The organism is Pseudomonas sp. MF09150 (assembly GCF_059862355.1).
In genome coordinates this window covers 78,186-104,262 of record NZ_JCBCUS010000009.1, presented here as the reverse complement: position 1 = coordinate 104,262, position 26,077 = coordinate 78,186, and the positions used below count along the sequence as shown (strand labels likewise).

Sequence of the window (26,077 nt, the reverse complement as noted above, 5' to 3'; positions counted from 1 at the left end):
GGTCTCCAGTGAAAGGGGCGCAGGATTCAGAGCTTTTGGCTGAGCAGGGTCATGAAACGGTCGACTTCGGCCTCGGTGTTGAGCAGGCCCGGAGCGGTCCGGATCACCGGGCCGACGTCGCGATCAACGGCATCGGCGACCACGCGGTTCTGCATCAGGTAGGCCGCGACCTTGTCGCTGTCCTGGCCCTTGACCCGGAAGAAAGTGAAGCCGGCCGAGTACTCGGGGCTCAGGGGCGTGACCAGCTCGATGGAGGGGTGCTCCAGCAGGCGCTTTTTGAGGTAGCTGTTGAGTTCATGGATCCGTGCCTGGACCTCGGCCTTGCCCAGTTGCAGATGCAGTTCGAAGGCCTTGCTCAGTGCCCAGCGATGCTCAAAGGCGTGATAGCCGCCAGGGGACATCGAAGTGGCGAAATTGTTGTCTTCGGAGAAGGTCGGCATGGTCGGGGTGATGTCCTTGACCTCTTCCGAGCGGGCGCAGACCAGGCCCGTGCCGCGCGGGCCGAACATCCACTTGTGGGTGCCGGCGATAAAGAAGTCGCAGTGCATATCGGGAAAGCTCAGGTCTTCGACGCCAAAGCCATGCACGCCATCGATCACGTAGAGGATGCGGTCCTTTTCGTCGCGCTCGCGGTTGTGCTCGGCCACCAGCTTGCCGATTTCACCGACGGGCAGTTTGACCCCGCTGCCCGACTGCACCCAGGTCATCCCCAGCACTCGGGTATTGGGCCGGATACTGCGGGCAATCGAGGCGATGACCTCGTCCGTCGACACCTGGTGTGGGTCCTTGAACAGCCTGATCTGGCGGACCTGGGTGCCTTCCTTGCGGGTGCGGTACTCGAGCACGCACTGGGTTGAGTAGTGTTCGTGCTCGGTGGTCAGGATCTCCTGGTCCGGCCGCACATGGACGCCGCCGTAGACCATGGCCAGGCCTTCGGTGGTGCTGGCGGTCAGGGCGATCTGGCCTGGCTTGGCTTGCAGGTAGCGGCCGGCCCAGAGGCGCACTTCGGCTTCGTGCTTCCAGGTTTCTTCGCGGTCCCAGTCCATGGCCAGGCCGGGGTTGCGGTCAAGCCAGGCGCGGTGCTGCTCGATGGCGTCGCGCACCGGCTTGGGGTGCGAGGCGATCAGGAAGTTGGAAAAATGGATGTAGTCGGGGTCCAGCAAAAACAGCTGGCGCAGTTGTGCCCATTTGTCCCGGGGCAGGCCCGGCAGGGTGGCGGCCAGGGCGGGAGCACCCAGGCTGGCGCCCAGAGGCAGGCTGGCGGCCAGAATGCCGGCCTGCTTGAGGAAAGTTCTACGGTCAGTCATGGGCGCGATCTACTCGGCGGAAGGCTTGATGGGTTTGGCGGCTTTTTGCACCTGATCCCACACGCGCAGGAAGTTGCCGCCCCAGAGTTTGGCGATGTCGGCTTCGGAGTAGCCGCGAGTGATCAGCTCGGCGGTGACATTGCGGATTTCGCTGACATCCTTCCAGCCTTGCACGCCGCCGCCTTCGTTGAAGTCCGAGCTGATGCCGACATGGTCGATGCCGATCTTCTTCACTGCGTAGTCAATGGCGTCCCCCAGGTCCTTGAGCGTGGCCTTGGGCTCTTCTTCGAGAATGGCGTAGAGCGCATTGGCGTACTCGCCGAAGCGCTGCTCGGGCCAGACGGTAATGATCGGGTCCCCGGGCATCAGGGCAAAGGCCAGGTTGGGCAGGGGCTGCAGGTCGAAGCGCGCGCGCAAGGCGTTGAGCTTGTCTCGGGTCGGCTGGCTCAGGGGCTTCAGGTAGGCCGGGAAGCCGACAATCTGCACCACCCCGCCGTTGTCCTTGATCAGTTGCAGCTCGTGATCGCTGAGGTTGCGCGGGATATCCACCAGGGCCCGTGGCGCCGAGTGCGAGGCGATGATCGGGCTGCGGCTGAGCTGGATTACCTGCTCCAGGGCCTTGGTCGACATCTGCGAGACGTCGATGATTACCCCCAGATCATTGAGCCGGTGCACCGCCTGCTGGCCGATGGCAGACAGGCCGTTGAGGGCGTCCGGCGAGTCGTTGAAGAAGGGCAGGGGCCGCGACGAGTCGGCCCAGTCGTTGTTGCCGACATAGCTGAAGCCGAACATGCGCATGCCGCGCGCGGCCCATTGGTCCAGCAGGTTCAGGTCATTACCCAAGGGGTAGGCATTGAGCATGCTGATGAAAATCGCGAACTTGCCTTCGCCGTGCAGGCGGCGGAAATCGTCCGGGGTATAGGCGATGGCCACCTGGTTGGGGAAGTCGCGGACCATGCCGGAAATGATCTTGTAGCGAATCTCCTGCTGGTTGCGGGCTTCGTCGACAAAACCTGGAGTCGGGCGGTGTGGGGCATTAGGCCCATTCCACATTTCCGGCCAGCCGAAGATGGTCAGGGCTGCGCCGGAGAGGCGTCCACGGTTGGCCTTGACCAGGTCGAACTGCCCCGAGCCGTCCTTGTCGACTTCGTTGCCTTCGGCGCCGAAGTCCAGCGGGATGGAGATATGGCTATCAAAGGAAATGATCCGCTCCTGCAACTCGCTCGCCTGGTGCATCACTTTGAGCGGGTAACCGGGGTTGTCCTTCCACAGGTAGTTCCAGGCCAGGAAGCCGGCACCGATGGACACAGCCAGGGCCAGAGGCAGGCCGATATAAAGAGCCTTCTTCGAACGCGGTTTTTTCATTGCCATCTCAGTCAGGTTCGCCGTTGAGGTGCGGGTGCATGGGGCCTTTGCTATCTGGGAAGAACGAGCGGTGGCCGGACAAATTTACTGGGCATCGGCGTACCGGCGCCGACGCCCTAAATTTGTTCGCCAACTCAACGTTCTAGCTTGGATAAAGCCTGCTTCATGGCTGACACAGGTAGGGCGATGACGATTTCTCGACGAGGCTTCATAGCCGGTTTGGCACTGACGGGCGCTGCCGTGCCCGCGGCATACTTTGCCCATCGTGAATTGACCCGGGTCGATGAACCCGTGACCCCGGGGGAGGCCAGCGTCGACCTGCCGGACACGGCCGGGCGCCAGTTGGCGGACACCTTGCGCGGCGTCTGGAGCCTGCGCTTCGAAGGTCGCGATGCCGGGCTCCAAGGCCTTCCTCAAGAAGGCCTGGAGCTGTTTCTCGACATTGCCCCGCGCGGACGCGGCCTGCGTGGCTACCTGGATACGGCGCAGCGCCTGCGTGGTGAAGACGAGCCTCGTTTTCAGGTGCTGGGCGACCTGGCGCCGGCCGATCCCGCTCAACTGAGCTGGCGCCTGATCGACCCGAACGCGGTGGACGGGGCACCCAGCTATGAATTTCGCATGGTGCTGGATGAGGTCTGGGCCAGTTTCGGCAATGCCGGCAGTGGCACCCTTAGCGGGCGAGTGCTGAGCCTGGATCGGCCCCTGGCCTTGCTGGAACAGGACAACCGTTTCATTGCGGTCAAGCAGGTGTTTCCCGAGGCCCGTGAGCGGATCGGCTTGCAGCCGGCCTTGCTGGCCTGGCTGGTGTCACCCGAGCACCGTCTGTTTCACCAGCTGTGGCATGCCTCCCGGGATCAATGGCACGAGCTGTCCGAAGAGCGTCGCAATGGCCTGCGCGGCATTGGCTGGCAACCTGGGCCACGGGACCAGGAACGTGACGCTCGTGGCCTGCGCAAGGACCGCAACGGGTCCGGGATTGATTTCTTTTTCATGCATCGGCACATGCTCGGCACTGCTCGTTCCCTGCAGCCTCTGCCGTCCTGGCGCCGCTTCCCGATGCCGCAGCCGGAACTGCTGCGCGACCGCGCGGGTTTCGCGCGCTACTTCGACAATCACGATGGTTATGCCTTGCCGCCGACCTGGCTGGCTGAAGACGATGCCGAGTACACGCAGTGGGTCAGTGACATCAAGAGTGCCGAGACCTACAACAGCAACTTCCAGGTCTGGGAGTCGCAATACCGTGACCCGGCCTATCTGGCGAAATTGACCCTGGGTCAGTTCGGCTCTGAGGTCGAACTGGGCCTGCACGATTGGCTGCACATGCGCTGGGCCTCGGTGCCGCGTGACCCGTCCAACGGCGCGCCGGTGCCCAAGGCGCGCAATCCGGACGATTTCGCCGCGCGCTGGTTCGAGCCGGAAAATGATTTTCTCGGCGACCCGTTCTCCTCCCATGTGAACCCGGTGTTCTGGCATTTCCATGGCTGGATCGACGACCGCGTCGAGGACTGGTTCCGAGCCCATGAGCGTTTTCATCCGGGTGAAGTGACGCGGCTGGAAGTCAACGGTGTGCCCTGGTTCGCCCAGGGGCGCTGGGTCGAGGTCGGTGACCCGTGGCTGGGCCCGGTGACCCATGGGTGCAGCACCACGCCGGGGTTGCAGGCAGGCAAGTCGATGGAGATGGACCCTGAGACCATGAAACTGGCGCTGCGCATCACCTTCGGCAGCGACAAGGACCGGCTTGCCCAGCTGTTCCGCAAAGTCCCGCAACGCCCCTGGTACGCGCGCCACCTCAAGGTCACGCCTGCGTAGTTGCTGCGGGTGATCCTCATCTGCCTCACGCCCAGTGGCGTCCACCTGTAGCCGCTGCCGGAGGCTCGGGCCGCGTTCGGACGCTGGCCCTGTCAGATAGCCCTCATATTCCTGACACCCCGCGGCGCCCATCCCGGGCAGCGCAGAGCGGCTACAGGGTTTGCCAGCCGCCGCCCAGGGCTTTGTAAAGGGCGATGCTGGCTTGCAGGCGCAACAGGCGCAGTTGCACGTTGAGGTCCTGGGCGGCGTAGAGGGTGCGTTGCGTCTCGAGGACGGTCAGCAGGTCGACCGCCCCGGCCTGGTAGCGGCTTTGCGCAATCCGGAAGGCGATCTGCGCCTGGTTCAGTTCTTCGTCCTGCCACTGCCGGCGCTGGTCGACGCCGCTGATGCTGTTCAGGGCTTTCTCGACATCGGCAAAGCCGTTGATGATCGTGCCGCGGTAAGTCTCCAGCAACTCCTCCTGGCGCGCCTTGGCCTTGTCGCGCTCGGCGCTCAGGCGGCCGTTGTTGAAGATCGGGGCCACCAGGCCGGCGGTGAGGTTATAGAACGGGCTGCGCAGGATATCCCCGGCACTGTTGGCCCCCGATCCCAGGTTGGCCGTCAGGGTCACGCTGGGCAGCATGGCGGCGCGGGCCACGCTGACATCGGCCTGGGCGGCGGCCAGTCGGGCTTCGGCCCCGGCAATGTCCGGGCGTCGCTGCAGCAGCTCGCTGGGTACGCCGGCGGCAATCTCCGGCCAGCGCAGCTCGGCGAAGGATTGCGGGCCCAGTTGCAAGGCCTGCACGGGCTGGCCGAGCAGGGCGGCGAGGGTGATCATCGCCTCCGCAGCCTGTTGCCTGAACAGCGGCAACTGTTGCTGCTGGGCGGCCACCAGGCTTTTTTGCTGGGCCAGTTCCAGGGCGGTGGTGGAGCCCGAGTCGTAGCGGGTCTGCACCAGCCTCAGCACGCTTTGGGCGTTGGCCAGATTCAGTTCGGCAATCCGTTGCTGTTCGCCCAGGGCCAGGGCCTGGGTGTAACTGTTGGCGACACCGCTGAGCAGGGTCAGCTCCACGGTGGCCTGGTCGAATTCGCTGGCACGCACGCCTTCCACGGCGCTGTCGCGGGCGGCACGTTTGCCGCCCCAGAAGTCGATTTCGTAGCTGGCGCTCAGGCTGGCGTCGAAATAGTCCACGGCCTTGTTGTCGCTGTCGGCATCCAGCTGGCTGTAGCCGTTGCCTCGCAACAGTTTCTGCCGATTGGCATTCAGCCCGCCCTTGATCTCCGGAAGCAGCGGCGCGCCCGCCACCACGGCGCTGGCCTGGGCCTGGCGGACGCGGGCGATGGCGGCCGCCAGGTCGTAGCTGCCGCCTCGGGCCTGTTCGATCAGGCGATCGAGGTCGGGGCTGGCGAACTGGGTCCACCACTGCTGGTTGCTGCGCTGGGTGGTGACGTCGGTCGACGAATACCACGAAGCCTGCGCCTGCAGGCCGCTCTCCGGACGCGGGGCGGTGCCGCCGCAGGCCACCAGCAGCAGGCTGGCGGCCAGTAGGGTCAATTGCGCTTTCATAGAATGGTCATTCACTGGTAAGGGCTGTGACCGGATCAAGCCGGGCAGCTTTGCGAGCCGGCATGAAGCCGAAAATAACCCCGGTGACCAGGGCGCAGCCAAAGGCGCCCAGCACGGCCGGCAGGGAAAAGGCCACGGCCACATCACCCACGATCAGCAAGCCGCCCAACAGCATAGCCAGGACGATACCGGTCAGGCCGCCCACCACCGAGAGCATCACCGCCTCGGTGAGGAACTGGCGCAGGATGTCTCGCTGACGGGCGCCGGTGGCCATGCGGATACCGATCTCCCGGGTCCGTTCACGCACGGTCATCAGCATGATGTTCATCACCCCGATACCGCCCACCAGCAGGGAAATCGCGGCGATGGCACCGAGCATCAGCGACAGAGTGTTCTGGGTCCGGGCTTCGGCCTGGATCATCGCTGCGTTGTTGGTCAGGACGAAGTCACGCTGGCCTTTGTGCAGCTTGAGCATCAGTTCATCGATGGCCTTTTCGGTTTCCTTGACCTTTTTCGCATCGGCGGCGGCGATCACCACGTACATCGGGTTGGGAGAGCTGAACAGACGAATGTTGGCTGCCGAGTAGGGAATCATCACCCGGATATCGCTGTCCTTTTCTCCTGAACTGGCGCCCTTGCCGGCCAATACGCCGATGACCTGGAACGGCACGTTCTCGACCAGGATGTACTGGCCGATGGGGTTGATGCCGGTGAAGAACTTTTCCCTGACCTTTTCGCCGATCACCGCCACCGCCGCGGCGCTGGCTTCGTCGGCTTCGGAGAAGAAACTGCCTTCCACCACCGGCCAGTTGAAAATCTCGGGGAACAGCGTGTTGCTGCCTCCGGTATAGACCTCGTAGTCGACATTGCCGAAGCGGATATTGGCGTCGTCACCGTTGACCGGCATGATCATTTTCACCTGGGGCAGGCTCGCCAGAGCGCGGACGTCGTCGAGGCTGACCACACCGCGCGGTGCCCGGGGGCTGGGGGAGATGCCGTTGAGGTAAATGATGTTCGAACCAAACGCCCCCATCTGCGCCATGACCTGGCGCTTGCTGCCTTCGCCCACCGCCAGCATCACCACCACCGAGGCCACGCCGATCACGATCCCGAGCAGGGTCAGGGCGGTGCGGAAGCGGTTGACCCACATCACCCGCCAGGCCGCTTGCACCGCGTCCACCAGTTCGCCTTTCCAGGCGCCGTTGTGTTCGCTGCCGTCGGCCAGGCGCTGGCGCAGGTCCACCGCCTGCAGGGCGCCGCTGTTGACGCTGGCCTGGACGCCCGGTTGGCGGTCGGCGGTGTCGCTGATGATTTCGCCGTCGCGGATTTCAATGATGCGCTTGGCGCGGGCGGCGACTTCGCGGTCGTGGGTGATCAGGATCACCACGTGGCCCTGGTCGGCCAGCTCGTCGAGCAGGGCCATGACCTCGGTGCCGCTGTGGCTGTCGAGGGCGCCGGTGGGTTCGTCGGCGAGGATGATATGGCCGCCGTTCATCAGCGCCCGGGCAATCGACACCCGTTGCTGCTGGCCGCCGGAGAGCTGGTGCGGACGGTTGCCGGTGCGGCTGGCCAGGCCCAGGCGTTCGAGCAGGGCAGCGGCGCGGGCATGGCGCTCGGCGGCGGGGGTGCCGGCGTAGATCGCCGGCATCTCGACGTTTTCCTGGGCCGATGCCGAGGGGATCAGGTGGTAACCCTGGAACACGAAGCCGAAGGCCTCGCGGCGCAGCCAGGCCAGCTCGTCACTGCCCAGTTGTGCCACGTCTTCGCCGGCGAAGCGGTACTCGCCGGACGTCGGGCGATCCAGGCAGCCGAGGATGTTCATCAGCGTCGATTTGCCGGAGCCGGAAGCGCCGACGATGGCCACGAATTCGCCGGCGTGGATCGACAGGTCGATCCCGCGCAGGACATCAACTTGCGGCGTGTCGCCACCGCCGTAGGACTTGCGGATGTTCCTGAGGTCGATCAGCGGGGTCAACATTCAACCTCCGCTGGCTTCGGCCGGACCGATCAGCAGGTGATCGCCTTCGTTCAGGCCGTCCAGCACCTGAATCCGCAGGCGGTCGCTGATGCCGACCCGGACTTCACGCTCCTCGATGGCGCCGTTTTTCGCCACTACCCGGGCGATCTGCCGATCGGCGGCGGTGCTGCCCTGCAGGGCGGCAATGGGGGCGGTCAAGACGTTCTGTGCCTGGCTGGAGACAAAGAACACCTGGGTGGTCATTTCCGCCATCAGCGCGTTGTCGTTGTTATCCACATCCAGCAGCACGGTGTAGAGCACCACCCGGCCACTGCCGCTTTTGCTCGAACTGTTGGGGCTGCCGCCACCCTGGGCGGTTTCGTTCAGTGGCTTGGGCGGGATCGGCAGGATCTGGCGCACGGTGCTGGTCCAGCGCCGGTTGCCACCGCTCAGGGTGGTGAAGTAGGCGGTCATGCCCGGCTTGACGTGGCCGATATCGGCCTCCGACACCTCGGCCCACACCGTCATCGGCGACAGCTTGGCGATCCGCAGGATCAGCGGCGTCTGCTGCTGGGCGTTGAGGGTCTGGCCTTCGCGGGCGTCCACCGCGACCACGGTGCCGTCCATGGGCGCATAAATCCGCGTGTAGCCAAGCTCGGCCTGGTCGCTGCGCAGGCTGGCCTGGGCCTGGCGGATCTGCGCCTTGAACATGTCGATCCGCGCCTGGGTGGCCTTGAGTTCGGCCTGGGCGGTCTGCACGTCTTCTTCACGGGTGGCGCCGCCGGCGGCGAGGTTTTGCTGGCGCCGGAACTTCTGCTCGGCCAACTGGTGCTGGGCGCGCTGTTCCTGCAGTTGGGCTTGCAGGTTTTCGATGGAGAAACGGCTGGCGTCGAGCTTGGCCTGTTGCGTGGCGGGGTCGATTTCCACCAGCAACTGGCCTTCCTTGACCGGGTCGCCGGCCTCGACATGGATCTTGCGGATCTGCCCGGAGGCCTGGGCGCCGACGTCCACATAACGCCTGGGCTGCAAGGTGCCGAGGGCGGTCACGCTGCTTTCGATGTCACCCCGGCTGACCTGTACGGTGGCAAATTGATCTCGCCCTGCGGGCAGGATCTGCCAGGCGGCAACGGCAATAACGGGGATCAGACAAAGTGCTACAAGCAGTGCGCGTCGGGTATGACGGGGACGTTTCATGCAGGGTTCCGGCCAATGGAAAAATCGGCCCGTGGTCCAGGTGTTGCCCGAGCTGGGGCGCCGCTGGACGCTGCCGGAAGGGTCGGCAGACACGGGGGCTGTCAAGTATACGAAGTTCGGCGGAGCGGATTTAAGCCCGGAAACATAGGGTTACAGGTATGGATTCACAAAATAAACGTCGGGCACAGCGTTAGCGCTTTAAATCTACATGAGAATTACTATAAATTGCGTTGCTTATAAGCTGCCATCATTCTGATGCCCTGCACAAGCCCTGGCGGAGCGTCTTACTCAAGGACAAAAGTCCCTCTTTTTTTGGGGGCGGGAGTCATGTTGGAAAACTACTATCGCGAGCTGGTGAGTTTCCTCAACGCCAAGCTGGGCAACCGCCAGGTGGCCGAAGACGTGGTGCATGACGCGTATGTGCGGGTGCTGGAACGCGCCAGCGACACCCCCATCGAGCAGCCGCGCGCCTTTCTCTACCGCACCGCGCTGAACCTGGTGATCGACGGCCATCGGCGCAACGCGCTGCGTCAGTCCGAGCCCTTGGAAGTGCTCGACAACGAAGAGCGTTTTTTCAGCCCCTCGCCGCAAACCGGTATGGACCACAGCCAGCGCCTGGACATGCTGCAACGCGCCCTGGCCGAGTTGCCGCCCCTGTGCCGCGACAGTTTCCTGCTGCGCAAGCTCGAAGGCCTGTCGCACCCGGAAATCGCCGAGCGCCTGGGAATCTCCCGCAGCCTGGTGGAAAAACACATCGTCAACGCCATGAAGCATTGCCGGGTGCGCGTGCGTCAGTGGGACACCCACTGATCCCCCTGGGTTAAATTTTTTTTCATTGTCCTCGTTCCTACTCAACAGACGACCTGCTGTCTTGCCATGGGCCGACCAGGTCACCGTCGCTTTCTCCCCGCGTTGAGGGGCTTATCCAGAGGACACTGGAAATGACACAGGCAATTGCATCGGCCACCGTTCACGACTTGATTGGTATTGGTTTCGGCCCCTCGAACCTGGCGCTGGCCATTGCCCTGGAGGAGCGTGGCCAGGTTCAAGGTCCGCTGGACGCGTTGTTTCTCGACAAGCAACTGGACTACCGCTGGCACGGCAACACCCTGGTCACCCAGAGCGAGTTGCAGATCTCGTTCCTCAAGGACCTGGTGACCCTGCGCAACCCCACCAGCCCCTACTCCTTTGTCAATTACCTCAAGCACCACGGGCGCCTGGTGGATTTCATCAACCTCGGCACCTTTTACCCGTGCCGCATGGAGTTCAACGATTACCTGCGCTGGGTGGCCTCGCACTTCCAGGGCCAGAGCCGCTACGGCGAAGACGTGCTGGCCATCGAGCCGGTGCTGCACAACCAGCAGGTTGAAGCCCTGCGGGTGATTTCCCGTGATGCCCAGGGCCAGGAGCAGGTGCGCACCACCCGTTCGGTGGTGGTCAGCGCCGGCGGCACGCCGCGGATCCCCGAAACCTTCCAGGCGCTCAAGGATGACCCTCGGGTGTTCCACCATTCCCAGTACCTGGCGCGCATGGCCGAGCAGCCGTGTGTTGCCGGCCAGCCGATGAAGATCGCGATCATCGGTGGCGGGCAGAGCGCGGCCGAGGCCTTTATCGACCTCAACGACAGCTTCCCGTCAGTGCAGGTGGACATGATCATTCGCGGCTCGGCGCTCAAGCCGGCCGACGACAGCCCGTTCGTCAACGAAGTGTTCTCGCCGGAATTCACCGACCTGGTGTTCCAGCAGGCCAGCAGCGAGCGTGAGCGCCTGGTCAACGAGTACCACAACACCAACTACTCGGTGGTCGACATCGACCTGATCGAACGCATCTACGGCATCTTCTACCGGCAGAAAGTCTCCGGGGTCGCCCGCCACGCCTTCCGCACCCTGACCACCGTCGAGCAAGCCACTGCCAGCGCCCAAGGCGTGGAACTGGTGCTGCGCAACAACGCCACCGGCGAACGTTCGGTGCAGCACTACGACGCGGTGGTCCTGGCCACCGGCTACGAGCGGCAGATGCACCGTCAACTGCTGGCCCCGTTGCAGGAGTACCTGGGCGAGTTCGAAGTCGACCGCAACTACCGCGTGCTCACCGATGAGCGCTGCAAGGCCGGCATCTATATGCAGGGCTTCAGCCAGGCCAGCCACGGCTTGAGCGACACGCTGCTGTCGATCCTGCCGATCCGCGCCGAGGAAATCGCCGGCTCCCTGTATGAACATGGCAAGAGCCGTGGCCATAGCCGTTCGGTCAGGGATGTGTTGCTGGCCACCGCGAGCTGATCGGCCCCAGTGAGCAGGCCCAGAGGTCTTGTGGTGAGGGCGCTTGCTCCCGCTCGACCGCGCAGCGGTCGCAAACAAGGGGGGAGCGGTGTGCCTGACAAACGCGGTATTGCGGTGTTGGGCATGCGCCGCCCTGGAGCGTCGGCTGCCCCCCAGTGCGAGCCACCAGGGGGCTGAAGTACTTGGGGTTTTTAGCACCGATTGCAGTGGAATATTTGGGAGGGCTTTGCCCTCCAGCGGGAGCAAGCTCCCTCGCCACAGGACTGCTTTTTGTGCGCGATAGGTGATCGATTTTGCTGTTTGTCCTTCTCTTCCTGAACCTCCCCTGAAGAACTATCTGATTGCAATATCAGACTCCGACTATTGATTTACTCTCGAAATATCGCGGCGTAAGCTGCGCGCGATTTCATCAATAGCGGAGACCCGGAGTGGGGACTTGTTCGAGTGACAGTAGTCGGCCGGTTGCGATAACCGGCGCATTCTCGGCTCGATAACGCGCAGCTTCTTGTGCCGTTGTCTCGCCGTGTAGCGAGAAGCGGCACCCCCGATCGCGGCCAGCTCCGGCCGCGTTTCGATGTCTCTCTCAACGACTCTGAACAGTGCGTGATGCCAGGCCCCAAGCCTGACTCGTGCCACGGACGCGCAGGTTCAATCCTGCGGGCCGCAACCGCCTGGGCGTCGTTCCAGTGGGGTGTGGCTGTGCCTGCCAAAGGGTTTCCCTGCGCTGACCGCTAGGGGCACGACCATGAACCTCACTCTGTTGAAAGAGTTTTTCGCCGGCTTTCTGCGGACCCGGCATTTCTCCCGGCATTTTCGCCGCCTGGCGCTGCTGGAAAGCTTCAGCGACGCCAGCGTCAGCCGGGAAGTGCCGCCGACGCTCGCGCAAACCCTGGTCGGCGCGGCCAACAGCGATGCCACCACCCTGCTCGACAGCCTCGGCAGCCACACCGACGGCCTGAGCCAGGAAGAGGCCGACAGCCTGCAGGCCCGGCATGGCCTCAACGAGGTCGAGCACGAGCAGCCCCTGCCGTGGTGGGTGCACCTGTGGCACTGCTATAAAAACCCGTTCAACCTACTGCTGACCCTGCTGGCGGTCATCTCCTGGCTGACCGAAGACATGAAGGCCGCCACGGTGATTTTCTCCATGGTGGTGCTTTCGACCCTGCTGCGGTTCTGGCAGGAGGCCAAGTCGAACAAGGCCGCCGATGCCTTGAAAGCCATGGTCAGCAACACCGCCACCGTAATCCGCCGCGACTTCAGCCCCGACGCCGCGATACCGGCGGCCCGTCTGCCCAGCGCGACCCTGGCCAACCGCGGGGCGCGGACCTTCGAGCTGCCGATCAAGCAACTGGTGCCAGGCGACCTGATCGTGCTCTCGGCGGGCGACATGATTCCCGCCGATTGCCGGGTACTCAGCGCCAAGGACCTGTTTGTCAGCCAGGCGGCAATGACCGGCGAATCGATGCCGGTGGAAAAATTCCCCCGCCAGCAGGACGAAGGCACCAGCAACCCCCTGGACCTGGACAACATCCTGTTCATGGGCACCAACGTGGTCTCAGGTTCCGCCACCGCGCTGATCCTCACCACCGGCAACAGCACCTATTTCGGCGCCCTGGCCCAGCGCGTCGGCGCTACCGATCGCGCGCCCACTTCGTTCCAGACCGGGGTCAATAAAGTCAGCTGGCTGCTGATCCGCTTCATGTTCGTGATGGCGCCGCTGGTGCTGTTCATCAACGGCTTCACCAAGGGCGACTGGATGCAGGCGCTGCTGTTCGCGCTTTCCATCGCCGTGGGCCTGACCCCGGAAATGCTGCCGATGATCGTCACCTCGACCCTGGCCAAGGGCGCGGTGTTTCTGTCGCGCAAAAAAGTCATCGTCAAGCGCCTGGACGCGATCCAGAACTTCGGCGCCATGGACGTGCTGTGCACCGACAAGACCGGGACCCTGACCCAGGACAAAATCTTCCTCGCCCGGCACGTTGATGTCTGGGGCCTGGAGTCCGACGACGTGCTGGAAATGGCCTACCTCAACAGCTACTACCAGACCGGCCTGAAAAACCTGCTGGACGTGGCGGTGCTGGAGCACGTCGAAGTGCACCGCGAACTGCAAGTCGGCACCGCCTTCCAGAAGGTCGACGAGATCCCGTTCGACTTCACCCGCCGCCGCATGTCGGTGGTGGTGGCCGAGCAGGAACATCCGCACCTGCTGATCTGCAAGGGCGCGGTGGAAGAGGTACTGGCGGTGTGCAACAAGGTGCGCCATGGCGAATCCGAAGAGACCCTGAGCGATGAATTGCTGGCGCGGATCCGTCAGGTCACTTCCGGGCTCAACGGCGAAGGCCTGCGAGTGGTGGCCGTGGCCGCGCGGGCCATGGCCCCGGGGCGCGACACCTACAGTCTGGCCGATGAACAGGACCTGACCCTGATCGGCTACGTGGCCTTTCTCGATCCGCCCAAGGAAAGCACCGCCCCGGCGCTGCGGGCCCTGGCCGAGCATGGGGTGGCGGTCAAGGTGCTGACCGGCGACAACGAGCTGGTCACGGCCAAGATCTGCCGCGAGGTCGGTCTGGAGCAGCAAGGCCTGCTGCTGGGCAACGACGTCGAACGCATGAGTGACACCGAGCTGGCACTGGCGGTGGAAACCACCAACGTCTTCGCCAAACTCACCCCGTCCCACAAGGAGCGCATCGTCCGCCTGCTCAAGGCCAACGGGCATGTGGTCGGCTTCATGGGCGACGGCATCAACGACGCCCCGGCCCTGCGCACCGCCGACATCGGTATTTCGGTGGACAGCGCGGTGGATATCGCCAAAGAGGCTGCCGATATCATCCTCCTGGAAAAAAGCCTGATGGTGCTGGAGGAGGGCGTGCTGGAGGGCCGCCGGACCTTCGCCAACATGCTCAAGTACATCAAAATGACCGCCAGCTCGAACTTCGGCAATGTATTCTCGGTGCTGGTGGCCAGTGCCTTCATTCCGTTTTTGCCGATGTTGCCGATGCACCTGCTGGTGCAGAACCTGCTGTACGACATTTCGCAAATTGCCATTCCCTTCGACAACGTCGACGAAGAAATGCTGAAAAAACCTCAGCGCTGGCAGCCGGCGGACGTCGGGCGTTTCATGCTGTTTTTCGGGCCCATCAGCTCGATCTTCGACATCACCACCTTTGCCCTGATGTGGTACGTGTTCGACGCCAACACCCCGGACCACCAGACCCTGTTTCAGTCCGGCTGGTTCGTGGTCGGGCTGCTGACCCAGACCCTGATCGTGCACATGATCCGTACCCCGAAAATCCCGTTCCTGCAAAGCCGCGCGGCCATGCCGCTGATGGTGATGACCGGAATCATCATGGCGGTCGGCATCTTCCTGCCCATGGGCCCGCTGGCGCACTACTTCAAATTGCAGGCGCTGCCGTCGCTGTATTTTGTGTTTTTACCGGTGATATTGCTGGCGTACATGGCGCTGACCCAGGCGGTGAAGGGCTTCTATGTGCGGCGCTTTGGTTGGCAGTAAGAGGAGCAGCTGCGAGCTTTTAGCGGCAAGCGGCAAGCGGCAAGCGGCAAGCGGCAAGCGGCAAGCGGCAAGAGGGTTGGGGCAGGCTTCAGCTTTTGTGGTGAGGGAGCTTGCTCCCGCTGGAGGGCGCAGCCCTCCCAAACCAGCTCACTGAGTAGTGCCTGATACACCTTGTCGCCCGGTTTTGGGGCCGCTTCGCAGCCCAGCGGGAGCAAGCTCCCTCGTCACAAAGGGGCTTGTGCATTTCTTTGCCACAATAGACGCAGGCTCCCCTTCAACAGATGTTCATCTGCCCCTGGCACAGTGGCCCACGCCGCTTTGCCATTTCGCACAAGGACCCTGCCCATGCAAGCCATCGACAACATCAACCTGACCTCTTTGGTCGACACCCTGGTCAGCCTCAGCGCGGCGTTTGTTCTCGGTGGCTTGATTGGTTTCGAGCGCCAGTATCGCCAGCGCACGGCCGGGTTGCGCACCAATGTGCTGGTGGCCGTGGGGGCGGCGATTTTTGTCGACATGGCCAACCGCCTGGGCGGCGCCGAGGGTGCGGTGCGGGTGGTGGCGTATGTGGTGTCGGGCATCGGGTTTCTCGGGGCCGGGGTGATCATGCGCGAGGAGGGCAATGTGCGCGGCCTCAATACCGCGGCCACGCTCTGGGCGTCGGCGGGTGTCGGGGCGTGCGCCGGTGCCGACCTGATTCTGGAGGCGTTGCTCGGCACCCTGTTTGTGTTGGCGGCCAACACCCTGCTGCGGCCGATCGTCAATAACATCAACCGCCAGCCGCTGGATGTGATTTCCGCCGAGGTCACCAATATCGTCTACGTCATCGCCCAGCGCGCGCGGCAAAAGGCGGTACTGGCGCTGCTGGAAGCCGAGCTTGAACGCAGCAACTACCCGGCCAGCGACGTCGACGTGCATGCCTTTGGCAGCGAGGAGGTGGAGATCGAAGCGACCCTGGCCACCACCTCGGTCGACGGTGACGAACTCGATGCTCTGGTGGCGCGGCTGTCGACCTCGCCGCTGGTGCAGCAGGCGTTCTGGAGCCCGAGCACCACCGAGTGAAACGCGGTCACCGTTCGCGATTCAAGCGCTCAGGGGACGTTGCCGGCCTTGACCTTGGCCCCGTCGAGCAGCGCGTCGACAATGGCCCGCGCGGTTTCCACGCAATGGATCATCGACCAGATCAGGCCCCGCTCGACGCCGCTGGCGCTGCTGATTTCATCCGACACCTCCTCGGCGCTCAACAGCAGCTGCGACACCTGGATCAGTGCCTCTTCAGCATTGAACCCTTCACGAATCGCCAACAGCGAACGCTGCCGGGCATCGCGGCAGCCAAAAGTGCGGCTGGCGGGGCTGCCGAGTGCATCGGTCAGGAAAGAGGGGGGATCGGGAACGAGTTTTTTCATGGGTGCAGCTCCTATACCGGTGGGGCTGCCCTCGCTCGCTGCTAAACGAAAGGTGGCAGCCATGTGCGGGTTAGCAGACCGGAGGTATAGGAACCCGGCGCACCCGAAGGTGCCCCACACATAGCCGCCATAACAGTGCCTGTCCTGACTGGAAAAGTCGGACAAGTCATGTGCGTACCAAGCGTTCATATACCCAACGAGCTGCTAAACCCGATCGCTGATGTGCAACGACACCCGGAGACTAGCCACCCACCCGATACAGAACAAGAGCCCGCAGCACCCAAAAATGACCGTTGGGATTCTCTAGGAAAAGCCTTACAAAACAAAGCGACAATTCACTCGCCCAGCCCCTAGCCCCAACTCGCGTGGAGCTTGAAACTTGACGCTTGCTACGGGGCGCTTGGACTTTTTGTTTTGTCGGGGTGGCACCTAAGTGAATTTTTCGGGTCTTTGAAAGGGGCCGCGGGTATGAGGTTTCTATAATCGCTTTTCAGATTGTTCCTACAGCAAACCCCTATCGACTTGCATAACCTCTGCCCGGATCTCTAGGGAGCTAGAACGTTCATCCCGCTGAATTAACCGTCACGGTCTGACAAAAAATGTTGAATAAAACCTTGCGTGTCCTGATTGCCGATGAGCAGCACTTCAATCGCATGAAAATAGAAAGGGACTTGAACCAGCTGCGCTATTTCCGGATTGCCCCGGTTCACCACCTGGAAGAGTTGCTGACCCTGGTGGAGTACGGGTGTGAACCGTTCGACCTGTTGATCATCAGTGCCGCGTTTGTGGGCCAGGCCCAGTTCGATCTGCTGTCCTTTTGTCTGGACAACCCTCAGATCAACCACGCATTGATCTACGACGGGCAACGCCTGGAGCAATCCCAGGTGCTGTCGCGCCGTCAGCAGAAGATCCAGCTCAACCAGCAGCAACTGCCGGACCGGGAAAGCCTGAAGCGCCTGATGGCCTGGGTCGACCCCTCTCTGGAGCAAGCCAGCCTCAACAGCCAGCGCAAGCTGCACGCTTTTTAACCACCTGCGCCAGCGAAAACGGCCAGGGCCTGCGTCAGCACCCTGGGGTTTGGCTCAGTCCCAGTGTGGCGCCAGGCCGGCGGGGCTGGTCAGGCGATGGGCGCGTTCCAGGCCGGCAATGCGCGCCATGTCGTCCTCGGTCAGGCGCAGGTCACAGGCGCCCAGGTTGCTTTGCAGGTTGGCGCGCTTGGTCGATGACGGAATCACCGCATAACCCAGCTGCATGGCCCAGGCCAGGGTCACCTGCGCCGGCGTGGCCTGATGCTGCGTGGCGATCTGCTGGATCACCGGATCGTTCAGCACCTCACCGTAGGCCAGGGTCATGTAGGACGTGATCTGGATCCCCTCGCGGCGGGCGAACTCCGCCACCTTGCGGTTTTGCAGGTAGGGGTGCAGCTCGATCTGGTTGGTGGCGATCTGCTCGGCGCCGACGACCTTGATCGCTTGTTGCATCAGGTCGATGGTGAAATTGGAGATGCCGATCTGCCGGGTCAGCCCCAGTTGCTTGGCCTCCAGCAGCGCGCTCATGAATTCCTCGACCGGCACTTGGTCATCGGGGGAGGGCCAATGGATCAGGGTCAGGTCCAGGTAGTCGGTTTGCAGCTTGCGCAGGCTTTCCTTGAGGCTGGGGATCAGTGTGTCGGCGGCGAAATGGGCGACCCAGATCTTGCTGGTGATAAACAGCTGGTCGCGGGCGATGCCACTGGCGGCAATGGCCTCGCCGACCTCGGCTTCGTTGTCATAAATCTGCGCGGTGTCGATTGCCCGGTAACCCAGCTCCAGGCCCGTGCTCACCGAATCGATCACAACCTGGCCCTGCAAACGAAACGTGCCAAGGCCAAAGGCGGGTACAGACATAAGAAACTCCTGAAGTGTGGTGGGAATGCCCCGAGTATCCGCACCTGCCGCCCGAAGAAAAACCCAAGGTCGGGCAAAGCAATATTGCCCCCCACGCACGAATCCATCGTCCGCCCGCATCCAGACTCGCACCTGTAGCCGCTGCCGCTAGGCTGCGCAGTCCCTCAATAACGCCGGAGATACCCCGGATGTGCACAGCGCCTGTCATGGCCAGCGCAGCCTGGTGGCACAGCCGTCTTCACCGCGGCTGCAAGATCATGCAGGTGGTCGACCCCGTGGCATACAGGCGCCCATCCACATCGTAGATGCGCCCTTCGGCCAGGGCGGTGGAGCGGCCCAGGTGCACGACTTTGCCTTCGGCGCGGATCGGGCCGCTGCTGCCGGTGAGGGCGCGGACGTAGCTGATGCGCAGGTCGAGGGTGGTATAGCCCTGGCCCTTTTTCAGTTGGGTATGAATCGCGCAGCCCATGCACGAGTCGAGCAGGGTCGCGGCGTAGCCGCCGTGCACGCTGCCCAGGGGGTTGTAGTGCCGTGAATCCGGTGTGCCCTGGAACAGGAACATCCCGGCCGACCATTCGATGGGGATAAAGTCCAGCAGGCTGCCAATCGGCGGCGAGGGCAGTTCGCCATTGCCGATGCCTTCGAAGAATTCACTGGGCGAGAGCGCGCTGACTTCGGCCAGGCTCAGGCTCCCGGGCCCGGCCAGGCGGGCGCGCATGGCCTGCTCCTGGGCGATCCATTGGGCCAGGGTGGCATCACGGGATGGGCTTTGCATGGGCATTTCCTCTGGGAGCGGACAGGACGATGAGGGGTGAATATTATGCTCGAAATATTTCATCGGCCAGTGTCAAAACCGCCACAGGTCGGAAGCTGGGGGTGCGTGCACCATCGTCCTCTCCATGGAACGCAGTAACTGATTTTTGCCGTCTAGTGCGCCCCGGGGCGCTGCTTTAAGGTGGCGCATCGGTTTTTATCCACCCCTTCGAGGCCCGCCATGAAGAACATCATCGGTATCTACACCAGCCCCCGAGCACATTGGGTGGGCGATGGTTTCCCGGTTCGCACGCTGTTTTCCTACGACAACCTGGGCCAGCACATCAGCCCGTTTCTGCTGCTCGATCACGCCGCACCCACCGAGTTCAGCCCGACCACCGAGCGCCGTGGCGTGGGCCAGCACCCCCATCGCGGTTTCGAAACCGTGACCATCGTCTACCAGGGCGAACTGGAGCACCGCGATTCCACCGGCAGCGGCGGCAACATCGGCGCCGGCGACGTGCAGTGGATGACCGCCGCCAAGGGCATCCTGCACGAGGAGTTCCACTCCCAGGGTTTCGCCCAGCGTGGCGGCACCCTGGAAATGGTCCAGTTGTGGGTCAACCTGCCAGCCCGGGACAAGATGGCCGCGCCCGGCTACCAGACCCTGATCGATGGCGATATCCCGCTCATCAGCCTGCCTGACGACGCCGGCAACCTGCGGCTGATCGCCGGTGAGTTCGCCGGGCAACAGGGACCGGCGCGCACCTTTACCCCGATCGACGTCTGGGACATCCGCCTCAACGCCGGCAAGCCCCTGACCCTGGACCTGCCCGCCGGGCGCAACACCGCCCTGGTGGTGCTGCATGGCACGGTCCAGGTCAATGGCCAGGAACTGGCGCGCGAAGGGCAACTGGTGCTGTTCGAGCGCGACGGCCAGCAACTGAGCCTGGAGGCCAACAACGATGCGGTGGTGCTGCTGCTCAGCGGCGAGCCGATCGACGAGCCCATCGTCGGCCACGGCCCGTTCGTGATGAACAGCGAGCAGGAAATCCACCAGGCCTTCATCGACTTCCAGTCCGGTGGCTTTGGCCGGATGGACGCCGCGCACTAGGTAGCCATCGCTGCGGCCGGGCCTGAGCCCCGCGCCGCAGCCCGCCTTCCCGCCATTCCCCGGATTTTTTATTTCCAGCTATACCTGCTGCTGCAGGTGGTGTGCGATCTTCGCGCCACTGGTTTGCTGGAGTTGCGCGATGCCGTCTGTCCTCACCGATCACCCGTTGCTCTGCGCCCTGGCGCTGATCTTTATCGACATTGTGTTGTGGCGGCTGATCGGAAGCCGGGGCAGCCGGTGGCAACTGGCGGTGAGGGTGCTGATTTTCTCGTTGTTCAGCCTGCTGTTGTTCAACGAAGGCATGAACCCCATGCAGCCGGCACCCTGGCCGGAGAACGTACCGCTGCACCTGGCGGCCACCGGTTTGCAGATTGGCTGGTGGCTGTTTGGCGCACGCACCCTGACCGTGCTTCTGGGCACCCTGATGATGCAGCGGGTCGGCCACACCGGGCGGTTGTTGCAGGACCTGCTGGGGGCGGTGATCTTCCTGATCGCGATCATCGCCGCCCTGGCCTACGTGCTCGACCTGCCAGTCAAGGGCGTGCTGGCCACTTCCGGGGCCGTGGCGATCATTGTCGGCCTGGCGTTGCAGAGCACCCTCAGCGATGTGTTTTCCGGGATCGTGCTCAACACCACCAAGCCCTATCAGCTCGATGACTGGATCTCCATCGACGGCACCGAAGGCCGGGTCACCGATATCGATTGGCGCGCCACGCGCCTGCAAACCGCCCAGGGCAGCATGGCGGTGATCCCCAACTCCCTGGCGGCCAAGGCCAAGATCATCAACTTCAGCCGCCCCAGCGATATGCACGGGGTGTCCATCAGTGTGCAGGTCAGCCCCCATGCCCGGCCGCACCGGGTGATCGAGGCACTGGAGCGGGCGATGCTCGGCTGTCGCCAGTTGCTGGCGACCCCGGCGCCCAGCGTGGCCCTCAAAAGCTCCGGCAGCGCCGGCATCGAGTACGAAATCAGTGGCTTCGTGGCCTCTATGGGGCTCAAGCGCGAGGTGCGCAATCAGCTGTATGACCTGGCGTTTCGCCACCTGCAGACCGCCGGGGTGAGCCTGCTGTCCACTGGCGAGAGCGCCGCCCCCAGCAACCTGTCGCGGCCCCGGGCCTTGCTCGAAAGCTCGTCGATTTTCTCGACCCTGCGCCAGGAGGAAAAAGACACCTTCAGCCAGAACATGCACCTGCAGACCTTCCGCGCCGGGGCGATGATCCTGCCGGCGGGGGAGGTCAGCGACCATTTGTTCATCATCGAGTCGGGCGTGGTCTCGGTGACCCTGAGCCGCGCCGGCGTGCCGTTCGAGGCCGGGCGCATGGGGCCGGGGGAGGTGATCGGCGAAGCGGGGATCCTGGCCGAGCAGTCGGTGCCGGCGGACTTCAGCGCCAAGACCTTCTGCAGCCTGTACCGCATCGAGAAGGACTACCTCAAGCCGTGCCTGGAAGCGCGCCAGGATATCGGCGAGGCCATGAAGAACCTGCTCGACCTGCGCCTGCACAGTGCCCAGGTGCTGACCGCCGACTTGCCCCCGACCCCGGCGAAAAAAGGCTTTATGCAGTGGTTGCGCAGCCACACCTAGGCCGGCGGTGGCCGATTGGCCACCTCATCTTTGTCACAATTGGATATGGGTCGGCAGCGGTGGCGGGCTTAACGTAGCGGCACATTCACTTGTACCGGAGCACGTTCATGCAACCTCGTATCGATTTCTACACCGCCTCGCCCGATGCCCTCAAAGCCATGATGGCCCTGGAAAACGCGGTGTCGAAACTGCCCCTGGAAAAATCGCTGATCGAGCTGGTCAAGCTGCGCGCCTCGCAGATCAACAGCTGCGCCTTCTGCGTCGACATGCACACCGCCGATGCGCGCAAGGGTGGCGAGACCGAGCGCCGCCTGTACGCGGTGTCGGTGTGGCGCGAGGCGCCGTTCTTCACCCCGCGCGAACGGGCCGCCCTGGCCTGGACCGAATCGATGACCCTGATCAGCCAGACCCACGCCCCGGACGCCGACTACGAGCTGCTGGCCAGCGCATTCAGCCCCAGCGAAATGGTCGACCTCACCGTGGCAATCTCCACCATCAATAGCTGGAACCGCCTGGCCGTGGGCTTCCGCAAGCTGCCGCAGGCATAAGCGAACGGCCCGGGCAGGGCACCTGCGGCGCAGGCCGCCCTGCCGCCGAGGGACATTGTGTTATATCCTGCGCGCCCGAAACGGACCGATAGCGAACAGGACGACAGATGCTCAAATGGATAGGCAAGGTATTGGGTGGGGCCAGCGCAACGCCGGCCGCAGCGGCGCGCGACGTGCCGGGCAACGTCTGGCTACAGCGCCTGCAGACCTACCTCGAACCCCTTGACCACTTGCCCGATAACGGCGGCCGCGCCGGCCTGGCCGAGGCGATCCTGACCTATGTGCGCCAGGGCGATGGGCCGCAGGTCCTGGCCGAACTGGGCCAGCGTTACGCCGTCGCCAACTACCTGCACATTTTGAGCGGGCACGCGTGCCGGGTCGGCAGCCTCGGGCCGCAGCTGTATCACGATCTGACCAATGTCGACCCGGCCCAGCTGTTGCGCTGGGCGCGGGTGCTGCAAGCCTGCCCGGCACGCCGCTTCGGCATCAGCATGGCCGACGGCAGCCATTGGCCGGAGCTGCTCCTGACCCACAGCGTCGAGCTGTTGCGCGACCCGCAGACCGACGAAACCCGCATCGTCCAGCGCATCAGCGCACCCTTGATGGAAACCCTGCTGCTGGAAGCGCAGCTGCCGCCGTCGGCGCTGCTGACCGCGTGTTTCAGCGGCTCGAACGACGCCTACCGCCAGGGCTACGGCATCTACCTGGTGCCCTATATGGACGGTTATTCACAGTGGGTGCTGCGCCATGTCGAGGCGCTGCGGCCGTTGCTGCTGGCGGGGGACATGTACCTCAAGCACCAGGTTCTGAACCTGATGAACGACCTCGATCCGCCGGTCATGAGCGCCATGGCCGGTGAGCTGTGTGAGATGGCCTGTGGCGGCAATCGCGAAGTGCGTGAGCAGGCGGCGCCGCTGCTGCTCAAGTGCCAGCGCGGTGCCCTGCAACCCCTGACCCTGATGATCCAGGGCGGCAAGCCCGAGCAGCGCGCCCATGCCCTGCGCCTGCTGTGGGCCCTGGCCGACCAGTTGGCTGATTCGCCCCTGCGCGCCGAGGCCCGGGCCCTGGCCGAAGCCGACCGTGCGGCCTCGGTGCGCGGCCTGCTTGCCGAGTGGGACGCCGAGCCTGCCCACGAGCAGGGGCCGGTTCACTACAGCGGCCCGGTGATTGACTGGGCGGTGGCGCTGACCCCCGAGCGCCTGGAAGTGGTCGAGCAATTGTGGGCCGACCTCAATCAACTGATCGACCGGCATAACGAAAGCATCACCGAGTACTACACCGCCCATCCGGAGAAAAAAACCGCCGGCAAGTCGGAGTTGTGGCCCAACTACAGCGCTGCGGCCCTGAATCAGCTCAAGGCATTCCTGGCCTCGACCGAGGTGGTGCCGCCGGCATCCCGTGAGCTGCCGCAAGACCACAGCGAGTACTTTTCCCGCTCGGCGATGCAGGCCTTCGCCGACAGCGAGGCGTTGACCGCGGTAATGGCGTTCAAGGTCCTGGATTTCTGCAACGCCCTGGGCAGTGGCGAGGGCCGCCTGAGCCACATCACCTGTCGCGCGTTGGAGCAAGCCTATCGACAGGACGATTCGCTGAGCCTGATGGCCCTGGCACAGATGCTCGAGGACCGTGGCCGCGACGGCGACAGCCTGTTGCAGGATTGCTTCAATAACGGGTTCGCCGAGGGCTGGGATGCCGACGCCGTGGCCCCGTATTTTGCCCTGCACGTGGGCTGGCTGGAGCAGGCGCTGGCGGCCCTGGAGGTGTATCACACCGACGCGCTGTACGCCGCGGTGGTCAAGATGACAGCGCCGCCCGCGTCCTTGATCAACCGTCTGTTCGAGATCGCCCTGGGCTCCAACCAGGGTGAGCGGGCCCTGGCCCAGCGCGCTCTGGAACAGCTGCCGGGCAAGGAGGCGCACCTGATTGCCGCCCTGGGCTCCGGCAAGTCCGAGGTCCGGCTGCTGGCCACCAAGTGGCTCGGCAACCTGGGCCATCAGCCGGCGATCCCGGCCCTGGAACAGGCCCTGAAAAAGGACAAGAACGACGGCGTGCGCACCGCCATGATCGAAGCCCTGGAGCAAATGGGCCAGCCGGTGGAGCAGTACCTGGACCGCGAACAATGGGTCATCGACACCAGCAAGGCCATGGCCAAGGGCGCGCCCAAGGACCTGGTGTGGTTCCCGTGGGACGCCTTGCCCGAATTGCGCTGGGCCGATACCCAGGAGCCGGTTCCGGCCCTGGCGGCCCAGGGCCTGCTGGCCCAGGCAGTCAAGCTCAAGTCGGCGCAGCCGGGGGCGTTGCTGCGGCGTTTCTGCGGGATGTTCGAGGCCCGCGGCCGCGAGCGTTTCGGCCAGTTCGTGCTGGAAACCTGGCTCGCCGAAGACACACGGCCGATCCCGCTGGAGCAGGCCCAGCAGCTGGCTGAGCAGCATGCCACCAACACCCTGTTTTTCATCCAGCGCTACCCGGACGACTACAAGGACAGCCCGCACCTGGGCAAGAGCCTGGACGAGCTGAGCGCCAGCTTTCTGCCGCGTTTCATGCGCCAGCCCCAAGGCTCGGCGGCCGCCAGCAAAGGCTTGCTGGCGGTGGTGGCGGCCTGTGCCGGGGCTGATGCTGCGGCCCCGGCCGGGCGTTACCTCAAGGAGTTCTATGGCACCCGCGCGTCCCAGGGCAAGGCGCTGATCGCCATGCTGGCCTGGGTCGAGCACCCGTCCGCGACCCAGCTGTTGCTGTCCATTGCCAGTCGCTTTCGCACCGCAGGCTTTCAGGAAGAAGCCATCCTGCAAGCCCAGGCCCTGGCCGAACGCAACCACTGGACCCTGGCCGAGCTGGCGGACCGCACCTTGCCGTCGGCCGGCTTCGACGAGCACGGCCTGCTGGAGCTGAGTTACGGCGAGCGGCTGTTCAGCGCGCGTTTGCTGGCCGACTTCAAGATCGAGCTGTACAACCCCGACGGCAAGAAAATCGCCGCCTTGCCCGACCCGCGCCAGGACGACGACGCCGACGAAGCCAAAGAGGCGAAGAAGCAGTTCGCCAGCGCCAAGAAATCCCTGGCCAGCATCGTCAAACAGCAGACCGAGCGCCTCTACGAAGCTCTGTGCACGGGCCGTGAGTGGCCGTACGCGGACTGGCAGCGTTACCTCAACCAGCACCCGATCATGCGCCGGCTGTTGCAGCGCCTGGTCTGGGTGCAGGTCGAGGGGGATCGGGCAGTGGCCAGCTTCCGCCCGCTGGACGATGGCAGCCTGACCGATTGCGAGGACAACCCGCTGACCCTGGCCGACGACGCCCAGGTGCGCCTGGCCCACGACTCGCTGCTGGGCGCCGAGGAACTGGCCCAGTGGCAGCAGCACCTGGTGGACTACGAAGTGACGCCGCTGTTCCAACAGTTGGGCAAGGGCGTCTATCAGTTGCCCGAAGGGCAGGGCGATGCCCATGCCATCGAGGACTTCAAGGGCCACCTGCTGGAAGCCTTCGCCCTGCGCGGCCGCGCGCTGAAGCTGGGTTATACCCGGGGCGCGACCGAGGATGCCGGCTGGTTCTACACCTATGAAAAGTCCTTTGTCAGCCTCGGGCTGTCGGCCGATATCCGCTTTACCGGCAACCCGCTGCCGGAGAGCAACCGCACCGTGGCCCTGGTCGACCTGACGTTCTACCGCGGCGGCTACAGCATGCCCCTGGCCGAGGTGCCGACGATTCTGCTCTCGGAGTGCTACCACGACCTGCGCTCGATCGCCGCCCAGGGCACAGGGTTCGACCCGGATTGGGAAAAGAAAAGTGAATACTGAACGTCTGGCACGCCACCTTAAAGGACCAC

18 protein-coding genes are annotated in these 26,077 nt (G+C 64.0%); 10 read left to right on the top strand and 8 right to left on the bottom strand.

Annotated features, from left to right (window positions below; genetic code table 11):
- Nucleotides 1-26: 26 nt before the first annotated feature.
- Entirely contained in the window at nt 27-1,307 is a 1,281-nt protein-coding gene (gene pvdN, locus AC19YX_RS28450; protein WP_500607588.1) for a pyoverdine-tailoring periplasmic protein PvdN, read from the bottom strand.
- A 9-nt stretch (nt 1,308-1,316) separates the two neighbouring features.
- Nucleotides 1,317-2,672 carry a pyoverdine-tailoring dipeptidase-like protein PvdM gene (gene pvdM, locus AC19YX_RS28445; RefSeq protein WP_421549524.1) on the bottom strand — a complete coding sequence of 452 codons (1,356 nt, stop codon included), beginning with the start codon at nt 2,670-2,672 and terminating at the stop codon, nt 1,317-1,319.
- Nucleotides 2,673-2,858: 186 nt separating this feature from the next.
- On the opposite strand from pvdM, the gene pvdP reads away from it, so the two are divergent.
- On the top strand, nt 2,859-4,481 hold the full coding sequence (gene pvdP / locus AC19YX_RS28440; RefSeq protein WP_500607587.1) for a pyoverdine maturation tyrosinase PvdP: 1,623 nt from the start codon (nt 2,859-2,861) through the stop codon (nt 4,479-4,481).
- 151 nt (nt 4,482-4,632) lie between these two features.
- Here pvdP and AC19YX_RS28435 read toward each other — a convergent pair whose 3' ends face one another.
- Genes AC19YX_RS28435 through AC19YX_RS28425 form a run of 3 tightly spaced genes read right to left on the bottom strand, consistent with a single transcriptional unit; the run spans nt 4,633 to nt 9,178 of the window.
- On the bottom strand, nt 4,633-6,027 hold the full coding sequence (locus AC19YX_RS28435) for an efflux transporter outer membrane subunit (RefSeq protein WP_500607586.1): 1,395 nt from the start codon (nt 6,025-6,027) through the stop codon (nt 4,633-4,635).
- 7 nt (nt 6,028-6,034) lie between these two features.
- Nucleotides 6,035-8,005: a MacB family efflux pump subunit gene (locus AC19YX_RS28430; RefSeq protein ID WP_500607585.1), complete on the bottom strand. Its 1,971-nt coding sequence runs from the start codon at nt 8,003-8,005 to the stop codon at nt 6,035-6,037.
- The gene (locus tag AC19YX_RS28425; RefSeq protein ID WP_500607584.1) at nt 8,006-9,178 is read right to left on the bottom strand and encodes an efflux RND transporter periplasmic adaptor subunit; all 1,173 of its coding nucleotides are present in this window, start codon (nt 9,176-9,178) and stop codon (nt 8,006-8,008) included.
- Between the two features lie 327 nt (nt 9,179-9,505).
- Here AC19YX_RS28425 and AC19YX_RS28420 point away from each other — a divergent pair, with 327 nt between their 5' ends.
- From AC19YX_RS28420 to AC19YX_RS28405, 4 genes are all read left to right on the top strand, one after another.
- Nucleotides 9,506-9,988, top strand: coding sequence for a sigma-70 family RNA polymerase sigma factor (locus AC19YX_RS28420; RefSeq protein WP_500607583.1), 483 nt, complete (start codon nt 9,506-9,508; stop codon nt 9,986-9,988).
- 131 nt (nt 9,989-10,119) lie between these two features.
- Complete coding sequence (locus AC19YX_RS28415) at nt 10,120-11,457, top strand: lysine N(6)-hydroxylase/L-ornithine N(5)-oxygenase family protein (RefSeq protein WP_078473949.1); 1,338 nt, start codon at nt 10,120-10,122, stop codon at nt 11,455-11,457.
- Between the two features lie 745 nt (nt 11,458-12,202).
- Nucleotides 12,203-14,968 carry a magnesium-translocating P-type ATPase gene (gene mgtA / locus AC19YX_RS28410; protein ID WP_201131801.1) on the top strand — a complete coding sequence of 922 codons (2,766 nt, stop codon included), beginning with the start codon at nt 12,203-12,205 and terminating at the stop codon, nt 14,966-14,968.
- A 345-nt stretch (nt 14,969-15,313) separates the two neighbouring features.
- Nucleotides 15,314-16,030: an MgtC/SapB family protein gene (locus AC19YX_RS28405; protein ID WP_020295518.1), complete on the top strand. Its 717-nt coding sequence runs from the start codon at nt 15,314-15,316 to the stop codon at nt 16,028-16,030.
- Nucleotides 16,031-16,059: 29 nt separating this feature from the next.
- On the opposite strand, the gene AC19YX_RS28400 is transcribed toward AC19YX_RS28405, so the two are convergent.
- Nucleotides 16,060-16,374: a hypothetical protein gene (locus AC19YX_RS28400; RefSeq protein ID WP_500607582.1), complete on the bottom strand. Its 315-nt coding sequence runs from the start codon at nt 16,372-16,374 to the stop codon at nt 16,060-16,062.
- Nucleotides 16,375-16,973: 599 nt separating this feature from the next.
- Between AC19YX_RS28400 and AC19YX_RS28395 the strand changes: the two genes are divergently transcribed.
- Nucleotides 16,974-17,402 (top strand): chemotaxis protein CheY, encoded by a 429-nt coding sequence (locus AC19YX_RS28395; RefSeq protein ID WP_078473952.1) that lies wholly within the window; start codon nt 16,974-16,976, stop codon nt 17,400-17,402.
- A 54-nt stretch (nt 17,403-17,456) separates the two neighbouring features.
- Here AC19YX_RS28395 and dkgB read toward each other — a convergent pair whose 3' ends face one another.
- Both dkgB and AC19YX_RS28385 read right to left on the bottom strand, forming a co-directional pair.
- On the bottom strand, nt 17,457-18,260 hold the full coding sequence (gene dkgB / locus AC19YX_RS28390; RefSeq protein WP_500607581.1) for a 2,5-didehydrogluconate reductase DkgB: 804 nt from the start codon (nt 18,258-18,260) through the stop codon (nt 17,457-17,459).
- Nucleotides 18,261-18,498: 238 nt separating this feature from the next.
- A complete protein-coding gene (locus tag AC19YX_RS28385) occupies nt 18,499-19,035 on the bottom strand; it encodes a PaaI family thioesterase (protein ID WP_500607580.1) in 537 nt (178 codons plus the stop codon).
- A 219-nt stretch (nt 19,036-19,254) separates the two neighbouring features.
- On the opposite strand from AC19YX_RS28385, the gene AC19YX_RS28380 reads away from it, so the two are divergent.
- The 4 genes from AC19YX_RS28380 (at nt 19,255) to AC19YX_RS28365 (ending at nt 26,048) form a co-directional block, all read left to right on the top strand.
- Complete coding sequence (locus AC19YX_RS28380; RefSeq protein WP_500607579.1) at nt 19,255-20,127, top strand: pirin family protein; 873 nt, start codon at nt 19,255-19,257, stop codon at nt 20,125-20,127.
- A 139-nt stretch (nt 20,128-20,266) separates the two neighbouring features.
- The gene (locus AC19YX_RS28375) at nt 20,267-21,709 is read left to right on the top strand and encodes a mechanosensitive ion channel domain-containing protein (RefSeq protein WP_500607578.1); all 1,443 of its coding nucleotides are present in this window, start codon (nt 20,267-20,269) and stop codon (nt 21,707-21,709) included.
- Between the two features lie 107 nt (nt 21,710-21,816).
- Nucleotides 21,817-22,257, top strand: coding sequence for a carboxymuconolactone decarboxylase family protein (locus tag AC19YX_RS28370; RefSeq protein ID WP_020295525.1), 441 nt, complete (start codon nt 21,817-21,819; stop codon nt 22,255-22,257).
- A 107-nt stretch (nt 22,258-22,364) separates the two neighbouring features.
- A complete protein-coding gene (locus AC19YX_RS28365; RefSeq protein ID WP_500607577.1) occupies nt 22,365-26,048 on the top strand; it encodes a DUF4132 domain-containing protein in 3,684 nt (1,227 codons plus the stop codon).
- The last annotated feature ends 29 nt before the right edge of the window (nt 26,049-26,077 follow it).

Coding starts and splice junctions, on each gene's coding strand:
- pvdN (WP_500607588.1), bottom strand. CDS start 1,307: ATGACTGACCGTAGAACTTTCCTCAAGCAGGCCGGCATTCTGGCCGCC.
- pvdM (WP_421549524.1), bottom strand. CDS start 2,672: ATGAAAAAACCGCGTTCGAAGAAGGCTCTTTATATCGGCCTGCCTCTG.
- pvdP (WP_500607587.1), top strand. CDS start 2,859: ATGACGATTTCTCGACGAGGCTTCATAGCCGGTTTGGCACTGACGGGC.
- AC19YX_RS28435 (WP_500607586.1), bottom strand. CDS start 6,027: ATGAAAGCGCAATTGACCCTACTGGCCGCCAGCCTGCTGCTGGTGGCC.
- AC19YX_RS28430 (WP_500607585.1), bottom strand. CDS start 8,005: ATGTTGACCCCGCTGATCGACCTCAGGAACATCCGCAAGTCCTACGGC.
- AC19YX_RS28425 (WP_500607584.1), bottom strand. CDS start 9,178: ATGAAACGTCCCCGTCATACCCGACGCGCACTGCTTGTAGCACTTTGT.
- AC19YX_RS28420 (WP_500607583.1), top strand. CDS start 9,506: ATGTTGGAAAACTACTATCGCGAGCTGGTGAGTTTCCTCAACGCCAAG.
- AC19YX_RS28415 (WP_078473949.1), top strand. CDS start 10,120: ATGACACAGGCAATTGCATCGGCCACCGTTCACGACTTGATTGGTATT.
- mgtA (WP_201131801.1), top strand. CDS start 12,203: ATGAACCTCACTCTGTTGAAAGAGTTTTTCGCCGGCTTTCTGCGGACC.
- AC19YX_RS28405 (WP_020295518.1), top strand. CDS start 15,314: ATGCAAGCCATCGACAACATCAACCTGACCTCTTTGGTCGACACCCTG.
- AC19YX_RS28400 (WP_500607582.1), bottom strand. CDS start 16,374: ATGAAAAAACTCGTTCCCGATCCCCCCTCTTTCCTGACCGATGCACTC.
- AC19YX_RS28395 (WP_078473952.1), top strand. CDS start 16,974: ATGTTGAATAAAACCTTGCGTGTCCTGATTGCCGATGAGCAGCACTTC.
- dkgB (WP_500607581.1), bottom strand. CDS start 18,260: ATGTCTGTACCCGCCTTTGGCCTTGGCACGTTTCGTTTGCAGGGCCAG.
- AC19YX_RS28385 (WP_500607580.1), bottom strand. CDS start 19,035: ATGCAAAGCCCATCCCGTGATGCCACCCTGGCCCAATGGATCGCCCAG.
- AC19YX_RS28380 (WP_500607579.1), top strand. CDS start 19,255: ATGAAGAACATCATCGGTATCTACACCAGCCCCCGAGCACATTGGGTG.
- AC19YX_RS28375 (WP_500607578.1), top strand. CDS start 20,267: ATGCCGTCTGTCCTCACCGATCACCCGTTGCTCTGCGCCCTGGCGCTG.
- AC19YX_RS28370 (WP_020295525.1), top strand. CDS start 21,817: ATGCAACCTCGTATCGATTTCTACACCGCCTCGCCCGATGCCCTCAAA.
- AC19YX_RS28365 (WP_500607577.1), top strand. CDS start 22,365: ATGCTCAAATGGATAGGCAAGGTATTGGGTGGGGCCAGCGCAACGCCG.